At 53.4% G+C, this 17,093-nt stretch carries 13 protein-coding genes; 7 read left to right on the forward strand and 6 right to left on the reverse strand.

The window, feature by feature from the left end; genetic code table 11:
* Positions 1–15 precede the first annotated feature (15 nt).
* Positions 16–291, forward strand: a complete 276-nt coding sequence (locus tag WA318_RS03895; protein ID WP_336080055.1) for a DUF3572 domain-containing protein — start codon at positions 16–18, stop codon at positions 289–291.
* A 41-nt stretch (positions 292–332) separates the two neighbouring features.
* Here WA318_RS03895 and WA318_RS03900 read toward each other — a convergent pair whose 3' ends face one another.
* Positions 333–1,163: an undecaprenyl-diphosphate phosphatase gene (locus WA318_RS03900; RefSeq protein ID WP_336080056.1), complete on the reverse strand. Its 831-nt coding sequence runs from the start codon at positions 1,161–1,163 to the stop codon at positions 333–335.
* 265 nt (positions 1,164–1,428) lie between these two features.
* Between WA318_RS03900 and WA318_RS03905 the strand changes: the two genes are divergently transcribed.
* Both WA318_RS03905 and gltB read left to right on the forward strand, forming a co-directional pair.
* Positions 1,429–2,859: an NAD(P)-dependent oxidoreductase gene (locus tag WA318_RS03905; protein WP_114096745.1), complete on the forward strand. Its 1,431-nt coding sequence runs from the start codon at positions 1,429–1,431 to the stop codon at positions 2,857–2,859.
* A 29-nt stretch (positions 2,860–2,888) separates the two neighbouring features.
* Complete coding sequence (gltB, locus tag WA318_RS03910; RefSeq protein WP_336080057.1) at positions 2,889–7,454, forward strand: glutamate synthase large subunit; 4,566 nt, start codon at positions 2,889–2,891, stop codon at positions 7,452–7,454.
* A 190-nt stretch (positions 7,455–7,644) separates the two neighbouring features.
* Here the strand turns inward: gltB and WA318_RS03915 are convergent, their stop codons facing one another.
* The 4 genes from WA318_RS03915 to WA318_RS03930 all read right to left on the reverse strand — a co-directional run bounded on the left by WA318_RS03915 (position 7,645) and on the right by WA318_RS03930 (position 12,857).
* Positions 7,645–7,872: a hypothetical protein gene (locus WA318_RS03915; protein ID WP_114096747.1), complete on the reverse strand. Its 228-nt coding sequence runs from the start codon at positions 7,870–7,872 to the stop codon at positions 7,645–7,647.
* 146 nt (positions 7,873–8,018) lie between these two features.
* The gene (locus WA318_RS03920) at positions 8,019–8,243 is read right to left on the reverse strand and encodes a hypothetical protein (RefSeq protein ID WP_336080058.1); all 225 of its coding nucleotides are present in this window, start codon (positions 8,241–8,243) and stop codon (positions 8,019–8,021) included.
* 306 nt (positions 8,244–8,549) lie between these two features.
* On the reverse strand, positions 8,550–10,907 hold the full coding sequence (locus WA318_RS03925) for an ATP-binding protein (RefSeq protein WP_114096749.1): 2,358 nt from the start codon (positions 10,905–10,907) through the stop codon (positions 8,550–8,552).
* 45 nt (positions 10,908–10,952) lie between these two features.
* A complete protein-coding gene (locus WA318_RS03930) occupies positions 10,953–12,857 on the reverse strand; it encodes an ABC transporter substrate-binding protein (protein WP_336080059.1) in 1,905 nt (634 codons plus the stop codon).
* 535 nt (positions 12,858–13,392) lie between these two features.
* Here WA318_RS03930 and WA318_RS03935 point away from each other — a divergent pair.
* From WA318_RS03935 to WA318_RS03950, 4 genes are all read left to right on the forward strand, one after another.
* Positions 13,393–13,644 carry a hypothetical protein gene (locus WA318_RS03935; RefSeq protein WP_258548598.1) on the forward strand — a complete coding sequence of 84 codons (252 nt, stop codon included), beginning with the start codon at positions 13,393–13,395 and terminating at the stop codon, positions 13,642–13,644.
* A 144-nt stretch (positions 13,645–13,788) separates the two neighbouring features.
* A complete protein-coding gene (locus WA318_RS03940) occupies positions 13,789–15,003 on the forward strand; it encodes a hypothetical protein (protein WP_336080060.1) in 1,215 nt (404 codons plus the stop codon).
* A 103-nt stretch (positions 15,004–15,106) separates the two neighbouring features.
* A complete protein-coding gene (locus WA318_RS03945; RefSeq protein ID WP_336080061.1) occupies positions 15,107–15,466 on the forward strand; it encodes a TraR/DksA family transcriptional regulator in 360 nt (119 codons plus the stop codon).
* Between the two features lie 136 nt (positions 15,467–15,602).
* Entirely contained in the window at positions 15,603–16,250 is a 648-nt protein-coding gene (locus WA318_RS03950; RefSeq protein ID WP_336080062.1) for a hypothetical protein, read from the forward strand.
* Positions 16,251–16,262: 12 nt separating this feature from the next.
* Here WA318_RS03950 and WA318_RS03955 read toward each other — a convergent pair whose 3' ends face one another.
* Positions 16,263–16,991, reverse strand: a complete 729-nt coding sequence (locus WA318_RS03955) for a Crp/Fnr family transcriptional regulator (protein WP_114096906.1) — start codon at positions 16,989–16,991, stop codon at positions 16,263–16,265.
* Positions 16,992–17,093: the final 102 nt, after the last annotated feature.

Below are 17,093 nucleotides of genomic sequence, written 5' to 3' on the forward strand. Positions count from 1 at the left end.
TCGGGCCTGAACAAAATGAACAAGGAAGCTGCTGAAACACTGGCCATTCGCGCCATTGCCCATATTGCGGGCGATGATGAACTGCTTCAGGGGCTTGTTGCCCAAACCGGCATGGGGCTTGATGATCTGCGCGCAGGTATCACCTCAAACGAGGTTCAGCTTGGCGCGCTTGAATTCCTGTTATCCCACGAACCGTTCCTGATGCGCTTTGTTGACGATAGCGACTACGCACCAGAAGACCCGGCACGTGCGCAGATCGTGCTGTCAGGTGGGCCTATCTGGCAAGACTGATCAAGCCAGACGGGATGATCTGACAATGCCGGATTTTACCGTCAGCCGATGAATGGCAACGGTGCGCCGTTATAAAGGTAAATCCAGACCAGCAGGCCGCCCCCAAGCAGGACGCGGTAGATTGCAAAGGGTGTGAAGCTTGACCGCTTAAGCCAGTTCATCAAAACGGCAATCGCGATAAGAGCTGTCAGGAACGAAAGACCGGCGGCCAGAAGGATGTCTTCATTGAGGGCGATATTACCTGCTTGTTGAAGGTCAATCCCGGCCAGAAGTCCGGCACCCAAAATCACAGGTATCGACATCAGCATCGAAAACTGTGCAGCGTCTGAGCGCTCATATCCCATGAAACGTGCGGCTGTCATGGTGATGCCGGAACGGCTGGTACCCGGAATCAGCGCAAGAACCTGTGCGAGACCGATAAATAACGCACCGCCCCAGCGCATATGTTCAAGACGATTGATCGTCATGCCGACCTTGTCGGCAATCCAGAGCAAAATCCCGAAGCCAAGCGTGGTCCAGGCAATGATTTCGACCGAACGCAACTGTTCCTCGATGCCGGAGACCTTGAGATAAAAGCCGACAGCGACAACCGGGATGGTGGCGAGCACAATGTGGATTGCAAGGCGCGCACCGGCATTGATCCGCCCGGTAAACAGCCGAACGAATCCGCTGAGCATGGCAAAGACATCGCGCCAGAAATACATCAAAACGGCTGCCAGGGTGCCGACATGGACAGCCACATCTACCAACAAACCCTGATCCGGGCTGCCGGTCAGGGCCGGTGCCAGAATAAGATGACCTGATGAGCTGATGGGAAGAAATTCGGTGATCCCCTGAACGACTGCCAGAAGAATAATGTGCTGTAGGGTCACGCCGGCCTCTGTGCCTGTTCGCTTCAAAAACTGATCGCTTATAGCAGTTTAGCCTGATTCGGCGAAATGCATAAATAGTACCATTTCGGTACTATTGAAACTTTATTTCAGGGCATTCCGGTGGCGAATTCTGGAAGACCCGAAAAAATGTACGGATATTTATGTCAGTAAAGCTGACCTATGATGCATTTTGTGCTAGATTCTTGCGTGTTTGGCACGTATACAGTCCGAAACCCGCAACATAAAACCCTTCCAGAGGGCCGTCATGACAGAAAAGATGCTGAAGTTTGTTCATCTTGAACAAAAATATCCGCACAAAAGAGAGGCGTCCGAACGTCGGACAGACTTCAACGAAATTTATGAAGCATTCGAGGATACCAATGCCGCCGATCAGGCGTCGCGTTGTTCCCAATGCGGTGTGCCGTTCTGCCAGGCCCATTGCCCGCTTTATAACAACATCCCTGACTGGTTGCGCCTGACCACCGAAGGTCGCCTTGAAGAGGCTTACGCTATCTCGTCGGCAACCAACAACATGCCGGAAGTTACGGGCCGCATCTGTCCGCAGGATCGTCTGTGTGAAGGCAATTGCGTAATTGAGCAGTCAACCCATGGCGCGGTGACGATCGGTTCGGTCGAGAAATACATTACCGATACCGCCTTTGCGAACGGTTGGGTCAAAGCCCCGAAACCGGCCAAGGAAAACGGTATGTCGGTCGGCATCATCGGTGGTGGTCCAGGTGGCATGGCCGCAGCCGAGCAGCTGCGTCTCAAGGGATATGAAGTCCACATCTATGATCGCTATGACCGCATGGGCGGGTTGCTGGTTTATGGTATTCCGGGCTTCAAACTGGAAAAGGACGTCGTTGAACGCCGGGTCAAGCTTCTTGAAGAAGGTGGTGTTATCATGCACACCGAATTCGAGGTTGGCCGTGATGCGACCCTTGATGACCTGCGCAAGAAACATGACAGCGTTCTGATCGCGACCGGTGTTTACAAGGCCCGCGAACTCAAGCTGCCAGGCGCCGGTCTGGGCAATGTCTATCCCGCACTTGAATATCTGACCACGTCCAACCGTCATGGTCTTGGCGATACGGTTCCGGCTTACGAAGACGGCACGCTTAATGCCAAGGACAAGAATGTTGTTGTGATTGGTGGCGGCGATACCGCGATGGATTGTGTTCGTACCGCGATCCGTCAGGGTGCCAAATCGGTTAAATGTCTCTATCGCCGTGACCGCGCCAACATGCCCGGTTCCCAGCGTGAAGTTGCCAATGCCGAGGAAGAAGGTGTCGAGTTTGTCTGGTTGACCAACCCGGAAGCCTTTGTCGGTGATGATACCGTTACCGGTGTTCGCGCAGTGAAGATGCGTCTTGGTGCACCGGATGCCGGTGGCCGTCAGAGCCCGGAAATCATCGAAGGTTCGAGCTACACCATGGATGCCGATATGGTCATCCTTGCGCTCGGCTTTGAACCGGAAGATCTGCCAACATTGTTTGATGCACCGGAACTCGGTGTGTCGCGTTGGGGGACAGTCAAAATCGACTTCCGCACCATGATGACCAATCTTGATGGCGTATTTGCTGCTGGCGATATCGCCCGTGGTGCTTCGCTTGTGGTCTGGGCTATCCGCGATGGCCGCGATGCGGCTGACCGGATTGATGAGTATTTGCTGGCGCGCAAAGAAGCTGCTGCTTAAGCCCGCTGCCGCATTAGGAGAGAGAAGTTATGAACAAGATCGTTCAGGACAAAATGGTTCAGAGCCGCGGTGCCGCAGATATCGCCCGTTTTGAGAAAAACGCGGCCCATCTCGAAGCCAGTGGCATGTATGACCCGGCCGAAGAACATGCCAACTGTGGTGTGGGTCTTGTCGGTGCTATTGACGGCAAACCGCGCCGCGAGGTCGTCGAAGCCGGTATCGAAGCCCTGAAGGCAATCTGGCACCGTGGTGCTGTTGATGCTGATGGCAAGACCGGCGATGGCGCAGGCATCCATCTTCAGATCCCGCAGGATTTCTTCAAGGCTTACCTTAAGGTGATCAACCAGGAAGCCCCGGAAAGCCTGATTGCCGTTGGTCAGGTCTTCCTGCCGCGTATCGACATGTCGGCCCAGGAACGTTGCCGTGCAATCGTTGAAACCGAAATTCTCAAACAGGGTTACGGCATTCTTGGCTGGCGTCAGGTCCCGGTGGATGTGTCGGTCATCGGTGAAAAGGCAAACCAGACCCGTCCGGAAATCGAACAGGTCCTGATCGGTGTTCGTGATGACGTCGATGAAGAAAAGTTCGAGATCGACCTGTATGCGATCCGCCGCCGTATCGAAAAGGCCGTGCTTTCCGAAGCGATCAAGGACTTCTATATCTGTTCGATGTCCTGCCGTTCGATCATCTACAAGGGCATGTTCCTTGCAGAAGACGTTGATACCTTCTATCCGGATCTTCGTGACGAACGCTTTATTTCAAGCTTCTGCGTCTATCATCAGCGTTATTCGACCAACACTTTCCCAAGCTGGCCGCTGGCACAGCCGTTCCGTGTGCTTGCCCATAACGGCGAGATCAACACGCTGCGCGGTAACGTCAACTGGATGAAAAGTCACGAAGCACGTATGGCGCACGAAGTGTTTGCCGACAGCATCGATGACCTGAAACCGGTTATTCAGCCCGGTTCGTCTGACTCGGCAGCCCTTGATGCCGTGTTCGAGCTGATGATCCGTGCGGGCCGTGACCTTCCGATGGTGAAAACCATGATGGTTCCGGAAGCATGGTCGAAAAAGGCATCTACGCCAGACAGCTATAAAAACCTTTATGCCTATTGCAACGCGGTTATGGAGCCGTGGGACGGCCCGGCTGCACTTGCGGCATATGGTGGCGAATGGCTTATGGGTGGTACGGACCGTAACGGTCTGCGTCCGCTGCGTTATGCGGTTACCGGCAATGGTCTTCTGATTGCGGGTTCCGAAGCCGGTATGGTTCATATCGACGAAGAAAGCTGTGTCGAAAAAGGCCGCCTCGGCCCGGGTCAGATGATTGCGGTGAACCTTGCCGAAGGCAAGCTGTATCACGATGGCGAGCTTAAGGACAAACTGGCAAATCGCCGTGACTGGTCGAAATGGGTTGGTCGCACCAAGGTGCTTGATGACCTGATTTCACCGGAAAAAACCGAACCGTCCCATATCGACAAGGAACGTCTGCTGCGTCTGCAAAAGGCGATGGGTCTGACCCATGAAGATCTTGAACTGATCCTTCATCCGATGGGTGAAGACGGCAAGGAAGCCATCGGTTCGATGGGCGATGACACTCCGCTTGCGATCCTGTCGGATCGTTATCGCGGGCTGCATCACTTCTTCCGCCAGAACTTCTCGCAGGTGACCAACCCGCCGATCGATTCCCTTCGTGAAGCGCGCGTCATGAGCCTTAAAACCCGTCTGGGCAACCTTGGCAACGTTCTGGAAGAAGACGAAAGCCAGTGCGATCTGCTTCAGCTTGAAAGCCCGGTTCTGACCAACGCCGAATATGAGGCGATGCGCGGATATATGGGTGATACGGCAGTCGAGATTGATACCACCTTTGATATTACCGGTGGCCAGTCTGCCCTGCGTGATGCGATTTCGCGGATCCAGCGTGAAGCAGAAGAAGCCGTTCGTGGTGGCGCACTGCATATCATCCTGACCGATGAAGCGATTTCCGAAGAGCGTGCTGCCATTCCGATGATCCTTGCGACCGGTGGCGTTCACAGCCATCTCGTGAAGACGTCGCTGCGCACCTATATCTCGCTGAACGTTCGTTCGGCAGAATGCATGGACGTGCATTACTTCGCCGTTCTGATCGGTGTCGGCGCGACGACGGTTAACGCCTATCTGGCGCAGGAAGGTCTGCTTGACCGTTATGCACGCGGCCTGTTCCCGAATGTGGTCAGCACCGCCGAAGTCATGCAGCGCTTCAAGGCTGCAATCGATGCGGGTCTTCTCAAGATCATGTCAAAGATGGGGATCTCGATCATCAGTTCCTATCGCGGTGGCTATAACTTTGAAAGTATCGGCCTGTCGCGTTCGCTGGTGGCTGAATTCTTCCCGGGCATGCCGTCACGTATTTCGGGTATCGGTCTTCAGGGTATCCAGCGTCGTACGATTGCCCAGCACAAGGAAGCGTTTAACGGCAATGTCGTTACCCTTCCGGTTGGTGGCCTTTACAAATACCGTCGCAGTGGCGAGCGCCACGTCTGGACCGGTCCGCTGATCCATACGTTGCAGTCCTCTGTGACTACGGGCAGCTACAACACGTTCCGCAAGTTCTCGGAAGGTCTGCGTTCGCGTGAACCGCTGCATCTCCGCGATCTTCTGGATTTCCGCAGTGACCGTAATCCGCTTCATCAGGACAAGGTCGAAAGCATTACCGAAATCCGCAAGCGTTTCGTGACCCCGGGCATGTCCCATGGTGCACTTTCGACCGAAGCCCACGAAGCACTGGCGATTGCCATGAACCGTATCGGCGCAAAGTCGAACTCCGGTGAAGGTGGTGAATCGCGTGAACGTTTCCGTCCGCGTGCGAACGGTGACAATGCGCGTTCCTCGATCAAGCAGGTTGCGTCCGGTCGCTTTGGTGTGACGGCTGAATATCTGAATAACTGCGAAGAAATTCAGATCAAGGTCGCACAGGGGGCAAAGCCGGGCGAAGGTGGTCAGCTTCCGGGCTTCAAGGTTACGGTTGAAATCGCACAGCTGCGTCATGCGACGCCGGGTGTGACCCTGATTTCGCCGCCGCCGCACCACGACATCTATTCGATCGAAGATCTCGCACAGCTGATCTATGACCTTAAACAGATCAACCCGCGTTGCCGTGTTTGCGTGAAACTGGTGTCGCGTTCGGGTGTTGGTACGATTGCTGCCGGTGTTGCCAAGGCAAAAGCCGACGTGATCCTGATTTCCGGCTATGACGGTGGTACGGGTGCAAGCCCGCAGACCTCGATCAAATATGCAGGCGTTCCGTGGGAAATGGGCCTGTCGGAAGTCAACCAGGTCCTGACGCTCAACAACCTGCGTGACAAGGTCAAACTCCGCGTTGACGGTGGTTTCAAAACCGGTCGTGACGTTGTGATTGGTGCGATGCTTGGTGCCGAGGAATTCGGTATCGGGACCGCGTCCCTGATCGCACTTGGTTGCATTATGGTCCGTCAGTGTCATTCCAACACCTGTCCGGTTGGTGTCTGTACCCAGGATCCGGCACTGCGTGCCAAGTTCGTTGGTACGGCAGACAAGCTGGTCAACCTGTTCACCTTCATGGCCGAGGAAGTCAAAGACGTTCTGGCCGAGCTTGGCTATGACAAGCTTGAAGACGTGATTGGTCGTTCGGACCTGCTTCAGCAGGTTCACCGTGGCGCGAAAGACCTTGTTGACCTTGACCTCAACCCGCTGCTTGCACAGGCAGATGCCGGTGATCATGCACGCTTCTGCACCATCGAAGGTCGCAATGAAGTGCCGGATACCCTTGATGCACAGATGATCAAGGATGCCCGTCCGCTTCTTGAAGACGGCGAGAAGATGCAGCTTCAGTACAACATCCAGAACACCCAGCGTGCGATCGGGACCCGGATGTCGTCACTGATCACGCAGAAATACGGCATGACCGGTCTGAAACCGGGCCATCTGCATGTACGTCTGCGTGGTTCGGCAGGTCAGTCGCTTGGTGCCTTTGCAGTTCAGGGGCTTAAGATCGAAGTTCAGGGCGATGCCAACGACTATGTTGGCAAGGGTCTGTCGGGCGGGACGATTGTTCTGCGTCCGCGTCCTTCCAGCCCGCTCAAGACCAACGAAAACACCATCATCGGGAACACCATTCTTTATGGTGCGACTGCCGGCAAGCTGTTTGCTGCCGGTCAGGCTGGTGAACGTTTCTGTGTCCGTAACTCCGGTGCGACCGTTGTGGTCGAAGGGTGTGGTTCGAATGGTTGTGAATACATGACCGGTGGTACCGCAGTCATCCTGGGTTCGGTTGGTGAAAACTTTGGTGCCGGTATGACCGGTGGCATGGCCTTCATCTATGACGTCAATGGTACCTTTGCCGATGTCGTCAATGATGGTTCCATCCTCTACCAGCGCATTGAAACCCAGTATTGGGACGAACAGTGCCGTTCGCTCATCGAAGAGCATGTTGCAGAAACCGAAAGCGGTTATGCACGTACGATCCTTGATAACTGGGATCGTGAACGCGGCCACTTCTGGCAGATCGTGCCGAAAGAGATCGTCGACAAGCTGGAACATCCTATTCGCTCCGAGAGCGAAAACCAGGCAACTGCGTGATCTGATCACGCTTTTGCGCAAGCTCCCTTGTCCAACACACCTGGACAATTGAACTGGCCCCGTACTTCGGTACGGGGCACTTTTCTTTGTCGGTGTTACGACATAAGAGCAGCAAAAAAGGCGGGCCATCTGGTCCGCCTTTTAAATTTGTTCATCAAGGATCACGTGGTTGCCGCGTTTCCCGGCAAGTTTAGAGCAGGATGTTCAGATATGTGCCACGCCGCGCATTATGGTCAATCTGGTCTGTGGCGATCAGGTTGCGCAGGCGGGCAAGCTGGGATGCGATGAAGCTTTCAGACGATGGCTGTTCTGCATTTGCCGACACACGACCACCGACACCCGGAGCGCCCTGAGGGCGGGCACGCGCATCATGAAGTCCCGTTTGGGAAGAGCCAGTACCAATTCTGTTGGCGACCATTGTACCGTCCAAATCTAAAGCCGGTCATGACATTAGCATGCAGTACAGGATTTGTCATGTTTGCGAGAGTTGGGGGTTCAAGAGGTGCAGGCACAAAAAGGGGTGGCTTTTGACCACCCCTGGAGGAAGCTAACGAGAGGGAAAAATCACGTTAGGATATTAACTCTGGTGCCGCGATGACCACTGGTCTGAAGCGGCTGATGTTCTGTAACGATGGAACCGATAACCTTGGCCAGACCGGTTGCCTTGTTGATCGCGCCTTCGGCGGCGGCAAATGGCAACGACGGATCGGCTCCGCCATTGGGGGTGATGGCATCATTGACGGCCTGTGCGGCTGCGCCGAGCCCTGAACCTTGTACCGAACCGATCATCTTGACCTCGTCATCCTTTCCAAAAGGGCAGATCGCCCATCGAAGAGAACATCATTAATTCTGTCTGATCTAAAGGTAGGGATTAATTGCGTCCGGAAAAGTGACGGTTGTCACAGCGCCAAGGTGCAGGCTGTCCCGGGCACCTGTAACCGTATGTAATGCAAGTGTTTAGATCGAATTTTCCCGTAAAGATTTTTTTAACCTTTGGGTGATGATCGGGGTGCTTGCAGGTATCTGGCGGTTGCGGACTCGGGCATGCCATCCCGAATGCCGGGATATCGGAACATATCCCGGGCGACTGGACGTCTAGCTACGCTGGCGTTCGGAACGCAGCGCAATGGCGTCATGAATGGCTTTTTGCAACTGGGTCGGGCGGAAAGGCTTTTTGATAAAGATGTAGTTGCCCAGCAGATTGTCGAGTTCCTTGCGAGATCGTGCGGGATAGCCCGACATGAAGACAACGCTGTATCTGGGATTCGTGCGCAGGGCTTCCATAATCAGCTGGGGACCGGAGCGACCAGACATGACAACATCGGTCAGAATAACGTCAAACGGATCGTCCTGTTCGGCCTTGCCAAGAACTTCAAGCGCCTCTTCCGTGCTTTTTGCCGTTTCAGTTCTGAAACCCGCATCTTCAAGAATGATGCGTGCGGTGGTCCGAAGTGCCTGTTCGTCATCAACGATCAGGATGCGCTCCCCGTTGCCGGGCATACCGGCAGCATCATCGACCAGAAGGGTTGTCTCGACCCCCGGTTCAGAGCGTGGCAGATAAACAGAGAAGGTCGTACCTTCGCCCTCGACGCTTTCGACATTGATGAAGCCGTGGGATTCTTCGACCCAGCTATGAACAATCGAAAGCCCAAGTCCCGTGCCCTTGCCAGGCTCCTTGGTCGAGAAGAAGGGCTCAAAGATATTGCCGATAATGTCATCGGGAATGCCGGTCCCGGTATCCTGAACCGTTATGACAACAAATTCGCCTGCGACGTCTTCGGGATAGCTGTCCTCGTCCTCGTCGGGATTGCGTTCGGCAAAGGGCGGGATATCAACACTGCGCGATGAGATCTGCAATGTGCCACCATCTGGCATTGCATCACGGGCATTGATCGCAAGGTTGAGGATACAGGCAGAAAGCTGAGTCGGATCGACACGGGTATAAAGGTCCGGTTTGTCCGTCCAGATCTGCAATTCGATCCGGTGTTCGAGCAGGGTAAGAAGCAACTTCTCCATTTCCGAGAAGATGTTTTGGACCCGAATATTTGTCGGCTGATCAATCCGGCGGCGTGAAAACATCAAAAGCTGATCAGCGACACTGGTTGCACGTTCGCCCAGTGAAATCACGTGATCGAGATATTCTTTCACCCGTTCCTTGTCATCGATTTTTGCGCGGGCAACTTCGGCAAAGCTCAGGATGCCGGCAAGGCAGTTGTTGAATTCATGGGCAACCCCGCCAGCCATCTGACCGACAGCTTCAAGCTTCTGGGACGTTGCGAGCTGGCGCTGAAGGGCTTGCTGTTCTTCACTCGCGCGATGCTGGGCTGTGATGTTGCTGCCTGTGCCACGATAGCCATTGAAACGTCCATCAAGCGAAAAGACCGGAACGCCGTTGATGCGTCCATAGTGCTTTTCGCCTTTGCGCGAGGTCCATGAAAATTCGACATTCTGGAATGCCATATGGGCATCAAGTCTGCGTTGCAGGTAATGCCAGCCTTCCGGGTGTTCGGATGTCAGGCCAAGCCGGTCAAATGACTGCCCTTGCGGGGACCCGTTGATTTCCTCGATCAGCTGATAAAACTTGTAGGATGCAAATGCGATCTTGAGGTCCGCACCCATTTCCCAATACCAGTCTGCCGAAGACAGGGTGAAGTCACGGAAGCGTTCTTCGCTGTCGCGCAGTGCATCCTGTGCAATCTGATGTTGCTGGGTACGGCGTTCAAGACTTTCGGCCATGGCATTCAGGCCACGTTCAAGCGTACCGATTTCGTCACGGCCCATCGGTGTCAGGCGTGAGCTCAGCTTACCCAGCTGGATCTTGTTGACGAACTGTGCAGCCGTAATCAGACGTCGCAGAACGGTTTGTTGCGTAAACAGAAAGATCAAAGCCGAGGTCAGCAAAATGCACAGCGCCGAACCGATCAGAAGCACGGATTGCATCTGTCGCTGGCTTGCCTCAAGCCCCTTGGTCGAGACCTTGAGATAGACATACATAAAGGGCTGATTGGCGTTCAGACTGAAAAGCGGTGTGATCGAGACGATGCTGTGACCGTCTCTGTCATCGGTTGTGAACAATGCCGGCTTCGACATATCGGCGCGCAGTTGTTCTGCCGGAAATCCCGGAATAGTCGAAATGGAACTGCCAATCACAAAGGGATCAATGGCATGATAAATCGTGCCGTCAAAGCCGACCGCCATGGCCTGCAGCAAGTGATCACCCAGAAGAAGCTTCATCTGACTGGCATCACTCAGGATCGAGACCTTAAGCTGTTCATCCTGAATCAGGCGGCCGGGCGTACTGATTTGTTCCGCGATGCGGCGATCAATCTCGGCGCCGAAATACTGGATATAATAGCCACCGAACAATCCGAGCAGAATGGTTTCCACGATGACGATCGCGAGTGCGATCTTGAATACCAGGCTGCCGATCAGTCGGTCTAACAGCTTCTTCACGCGTAGTCGTCTCCCCTGACCGAGAACCCGGCCCCGCGCATCCCGTTAGTTTGGCTCAATATAATATTGGCTCGGGTTGGTCGGTGCCGGTGTCGCATAGCTCCAGGCCGCCGGAATGACTTTGGGAACGTTGTGGAAGTTTTTTGCAACCACGCCTTTCCGGTTCGGCGGAAGAGCAATTCCCATAACGTAAAACTGATCTACGCTGATGTCGAGGATGTCACGCATCAGTTGAGTTTGTTTTTGAGCGTTCGCCGTTTCTTTGAGTTGATTATAGAGTGCAAGTTGCCTTTGAACGGTCTCGGGGGGCGTGATGGCATCAGGGCTTTCCGGATTGACGTACCAGTTGGCCCAGCCGGTTGCGAACCAGGAAGAATCCGGGGACATCGGCAGATAGTTAATCGGGATCACCATCGCATCCAGACCACCATCGCCACCCCAGGCGCTTGCCTGATGATCATTGAGTTCGCGCAGAGACACAAACTCTTCACGCGGAAGGTTGCGCGCCCTCACATCTATACCAAGTTCACGCCAATACTGGATCACTGCATCAAGGATTGCAAAACGGTCAGCCCCCTCGGTGTCAATGGTAAATGACAGACGCTTGCCATCCGGTCGCAGCAGGAAGCCGTCCTCATCTTTGTGGCGCAAACCTGTTCGTGCGATGTAGTCCGCAGCAAGGGCCGGGTCATAGTGAATATACTGACGTGCCAGAACTGTGTGATAAAGCGGGCTTTCCGGGCGTGGTGCCGCCTGATGAGGCAGCGCCTCGGGCACAAAGCGTGCAATGATGTCGTCGCGATCAATAGCATGCGAAAGCGCAATCCGGAAATTCTTATCCTGGAAGATATTGCGTAATACCGGGTCCTTGTCATTGAGGTTCAAAGACAAGGTCAGGGTGTTCATATCGCTTTCAATCAGCGTGAAAGGCTGGAGGTTCTCATTGGCAGAAAGCACCTCGTCTGCACGCGTGCTGACATGGCGTTCCTGCATATTCACTTTGCCTTCAATTGCCGCGTCGCCTGCGGCACTTTTTGACGGAACAAGTGTAAATGATACCTCGTCGATATAGGGGAGCTGACGACCGGTAGGATCAATTTTCCAGTAGTAGGGATTGCGCTTGGCGATCAGGGGATCATCCGTTCCGTACACGCCCGTCAGGAGCCAGGCATTTAATGTGGGGACATCCGGATTGAGCCAGCGAGACGGATCGTCAATCGTGCCCGGATTACCAAACACACTGACAAAGCGTTCTTTCCATCCGTCAAAGCCAAGTGCGCGCGCTTCCGCGTCTGCGTTCTGATTGTATTTTGGCAAAAGCGGTTTGAGAAAATGGGCCGGATAGCTTACCGGCTCCACCCCTTCGGGGCGCGCAAGGGCTGTTGGAAACAGGCCATAAGGGGTACTGAAACGAAATGCGACGGTGTTTTCGTCAACTTCGTCAATTTTCACGGCGTTTCCACCGGCTGTCAGCCACTCGGGCACGGCGTTCGGAAAGGCCGGATTCAGCAGGATATCTTCATACCAGAAAATAATGTCTTTGGCAGTGAAGGGGGCACCATCAGACCAGCGCATACCCGGACGCAGACGGAAAAAGAATTCAGTCGCATCACTGCTTGGCTGGAATGAGAGAGCAACATTCGGAATGGTCGAAGTCCATTGCGGTGTCCAGCGCAGAAGGGGCTCATATCCGATATTGCGGATCAGAAGTGCCTGATCGCGCTGGCTTCGCTGGGCCATTTGCCAAGTGCCGCCATAGACGCCAATTTTGTCATTCGGGGTGACAATCATCGGAGTGGTTGGCAGACGATCATTAACGGGGGGAAGCTTGCCCTCGGCAACCCGCTTTGCAAGGGTAGGGGACTCGCCAAATTCGACAGCGCGCGTTTCGGGGAGATTGATGAACAAAGCTCCCAGTGCAGCGATCAAAATGTACGTAAACTGTTTCAAAAAACCCTTAGCCCCCGTGGCGTTGCCTGCCTTTGATCAAAGGTATCGATAAAGCTATTCAAAGGTGGTGAATACCCTGAGTGGATAAGAAGGTAAATACACCAATGCGCTTGATAAACCCCAAAATGACAGAATCTGAACATTCCCCTATGAAGACAATTTACAAGTTTGATTGGTTCTTTTTATTTCTTGCAATGGGTTGTATCGATCCCGGGAAGTTCCCTTGGTCCGAAATGCCGCAGATTTGAGAGGTTTTCATGCGAAATCGAAAAAACCAGAGGGTCGGTTTCTTTGGTGCCTGTGGTTGAGCCTGTAAGCGCTGTTGTCTTGTCTGGAACATACATATTCTACCAAAGTTTAATTACATCTAAATTAGGTATCTGGCGTTTGCGCCGTGAAATTTCGAGAATGAACGGCTTAATTCCTTAAGCGAGTCGCCATATATCTGATGTAAGGCAGTTTGAACTGATCTGGTAAAAGATGTGCCATGGCACAAAGTGACAAAAAAAATCGGCAGGATCATGGGGCATCTTTTATGAAAGGGCCCAAGCCCCTGGCTCCCATCCCGCGATATGAACCGGGATCAGATGATGCTTTGCGTGACCGTCTGAATTCAACATCTGCAACGTCTTCTTTTGCTCCGGTCGATATTGATGCCGATGGCATCAATGTTGCCGGGATCGAGGGGATGATTGATCGTAAGAAGGCAAATGTTGCGGCAAAGATTGTCGATACGGATCCCGATCAGGCATTGCGCATCATTCGAAACTGGCTCCTTCAAGAATGATGATGCGCTCGGTGCGTCTCTCAAGATCAAAATCAGTCAGGCCAAAGAACCTTCCTTGTCGCAGGGGTGGTATAATTCCTTGGCATTGAGTGATTTTTTGTCATGCTGAGGGCTCGATGCGTAAAGGGGAGGCGCAAAAAGCCCATGACCGATTTTACCAAACTGATCGAAGAACAATTCTGTGCGTTCGATCCGGATTATCTCGCGCAGCAAGAAGCCTTTGCGACAAAGCTTGCGCCGTTGCAGGACAAGCTGATCGAAATTCAGCAGACTGGTAACAGCATGGCGGCATCTGATCAGCAGATGATCGAATGCAAATGGTATCTGATGTACACCGCCGACTGGGAAACGCTTTCAACCAAGATAGATGCCTTTGCGCAATCCCTTGAAAATCCGGATCAGGATTGGGCAGAGCAACAGGTCGCAAGTGATGGTTCCTGGGGTCCCTGTTACGATCAGTGGTTCCTTAAGGTCGATGCGATGATTGATGCGGTCAATACACTGGCCGATGCCGGACAGGCCCCCGAATATCCTTTGACATTTTTGGCACCCATTGGAACGCCGTCCAAGATGGTGGCGTGGCTTGAAGGTCAGAAGACGTCAAAGATCTATGCCGATGGTCTGGACCGGCGTGATGCGCTTGGCGCTGTTACTGCCGCCTTGTCGCAGATGTGTTTCAAAAGCGAAATTCGTGACTATTTTCAAAGCAATGTGAAGGGCTTTGATCTGACACAGGAATATATCGATACCTATAAAAAGTGGCTCGATGACTGGCAGGACAGAGAAAGCGGATATTGGGGGGGATGGTTTGACACCGTTGATCAGGGTGTCCTGAAAAGCAGCGACCTTAGCCTGACCTTCCATAATATTTCCTATCAGCACGGCAAGGTGGATTTGTGGACGGAGATTTTCCAGACCACCCTTGCGATCCGCGATGATGCCTATCCTTTTGGCTGGAAACACAATGGCGATTTCAACAATCACAACAATTACGATGTGACCAAAATTTTCGATCTGGGCTGGTCGAGTGTTGATGCCGATACTCAAAAAGCCGCCTCTGCCGATATCGGTCTGGTTCTGGACTGGTGCCTTACGAAATCCATGACACCCGATGGCGGTTTCATTGATGATCCGACCTTCTATAACTCGGTCGGGGCTGCCTATTATTATGGTGTCTCCTTCCTCGATCAGGCGGGATATTTTGGCACCACAGCACCGTTCTGGATAGACAAACCGTTTCCGGGCGGCCCGGCTCTTTGCTGTAAAATCCAGAAAAACATCAAGGCCGAAGGGCTTGATGATGACGAAGCAAAGGCCGCCATGGAAAAACTGGTCGATGCGTGCGGGAATTGCACCTGAGGCTGGCTGGATAACGGGGCAATTCTGCATATGGGAATGGCGAAACGGCCCCGGCGATCCCCATATATCAAAAGAAGAACAACAACAGTTCACGAGGTTTCGCATGACGGACCGTAAAGATATTGATCTGGCTGCGTTGCGTGCGCGTCTTGAAGAAAGGCGCGCAGATATTCTGGCGCATTCAACCCATTCCGAAGATTACCGAAAGCCGGTTGAACTTGATCAACAGGCGGTCGGGCGGTTGTCGCGAATGGATGCGCTTCAGAACCAGCAAATGCATCTGGAACAGGAACGTCGCCGGGCTGCGGAACTGGACCGGATTGAAAAGACTCTTAAGCGGATGGATGATGACAAATATGGTCATTGTCATAATTGCGGCGAAGATATCGAGAAGAAACGCCTGGAATTTGATCCGACCACGCCGCTTTGCGTCGGTTGTGCCGACCGTGTCAGTCATGTCTGATATCACGCGACATGGCCGAGTTTGCGATGACCGTCATTTTGTTTGAAAACGGGGATGCTGTTTGACGGTTTGCTGTCAAAAGAGCCTTTATTGGCCAGTTTGGGGGCTGATTGTATGTTTGACCATATGGGCAAGCATGTCATCGGCAGGGGCGCAAGGATCTTGTGCGCCTGTCCGCGCACCACAGGCGACACTTGAGTTTAACCACAAGGACCCGATGCTCGACCGGCACCGGTCGGTGCGATGGCTAAACAGTCGTGCCGGAGGTGGTTCTAAATATGTTGTCGCGGGGCTGACGGAATATGAAATGCAGGCATCTTTTGATATGCGCATTGAACCGCGTGAGGTCGGGTTGGGGCGCTATTGTCTTGATCCGGTGCGGGTCAACCCGAAGGTCAATGTCGTCAAGCATCTGGTTTATATCGCATCGGAACTTGAACGCGGATCATGCGAATATAATGCCGTCTACGCCCACGAGGGCGAGCATGTAAAAGTCAATCGCGGTATGGAGGCTGACATCCGTGCTGCGCTTGATGATCTGGTGAATGATGTTGTCGGCAAGGTGGGCGCGATGTTCCCGATGCCTGCCGAAAACGTACAATCGGCGATCAGGCGGCTTCTGTCGGAATATGGTCGGGATTTCAAACGCCGGTTACGCGACATTGACCGCCGTCGTCGTGAAGAGCAACGCCGGATCGATACCCCGGAAGAATATCAAAGACTTTCATTGTCCTGTGGCCCGAATTCGGCATTTCAGACGGTATTGCAGCAGGCTGTTCGGTGATCTGATGGATGATCAAACCTGATTTGCAGAGCCGTCTTCATCCATTCCTGCAACATCTCTTAGCCCGTCCACATCAAGATGGAAGATGTTGCGCGCCTGGAAGTCGAGCAGCTCAATGCGCCGGAAATCAGCAATGATCCGGCTGGCTGTTTCGGTGGTGATACCAAGCATCGCGCCGATATCTTCGCGTCCGGGCAATTGGCAGTTACCGGTTTCCGAATCATTTAAAAACAGGCAAAGGCGCGCAACACGTTCGCGCGCCGTACCGGTCGACATCTGGGTGAGCCAGTTGTCTGAATCCATGACAGCCTGATGCCAGCGGTTAAGGACCTGTTTATGCAGTCTCGGGCTTTCACTATCGAGTTTTTCAATAACAGCGATCGGAATACGACAAAGACGGCTGTCCTGAATGGCTTCGGCATGATGAGTGAAGCATTCACTGACAATGGCCTCGAGGCCGATGGTGCCCCCCGGACGGACAAGTCGCACCACCCTTTGATTTCCGTCGGGCAGATAATGGACCAGTTTGATCAACCCGCTACGCAGTGTGTAGATCGACTGTGCCAGATCCCCTGCGTTATATAGGATGTCACGTTTGGCAAGGGCGATATCTTCAACAGGCATGTGGACGAGCTTGAAATCCTCGTCTGTCAGATTGTTGAACAGGGCAAATTTGCGCACACCGCAGTCGCGACAACGGGCAAGGTCGGGTCGGAAAACATGGTTTGCTGTATGGTTCACAAACACCACCCTTTTAAACGGGGTCTGTACCCGGACTGGTTGATGATTGAAAAATATAATCAATCAAAACCAGTCTTAAATGTACCGTATCTCGTTGTGAAA

This window comes from Thalassospira sp. CH_XMU1448-2, assembly GCF_037027285.1.
Lineage (GTDB): Bacteria > Pseudomonadota > Alphaproteobacteria > Rhodospirillales > Thalassospiraceae > Thalassospira > Thalassospira profundimaris_C.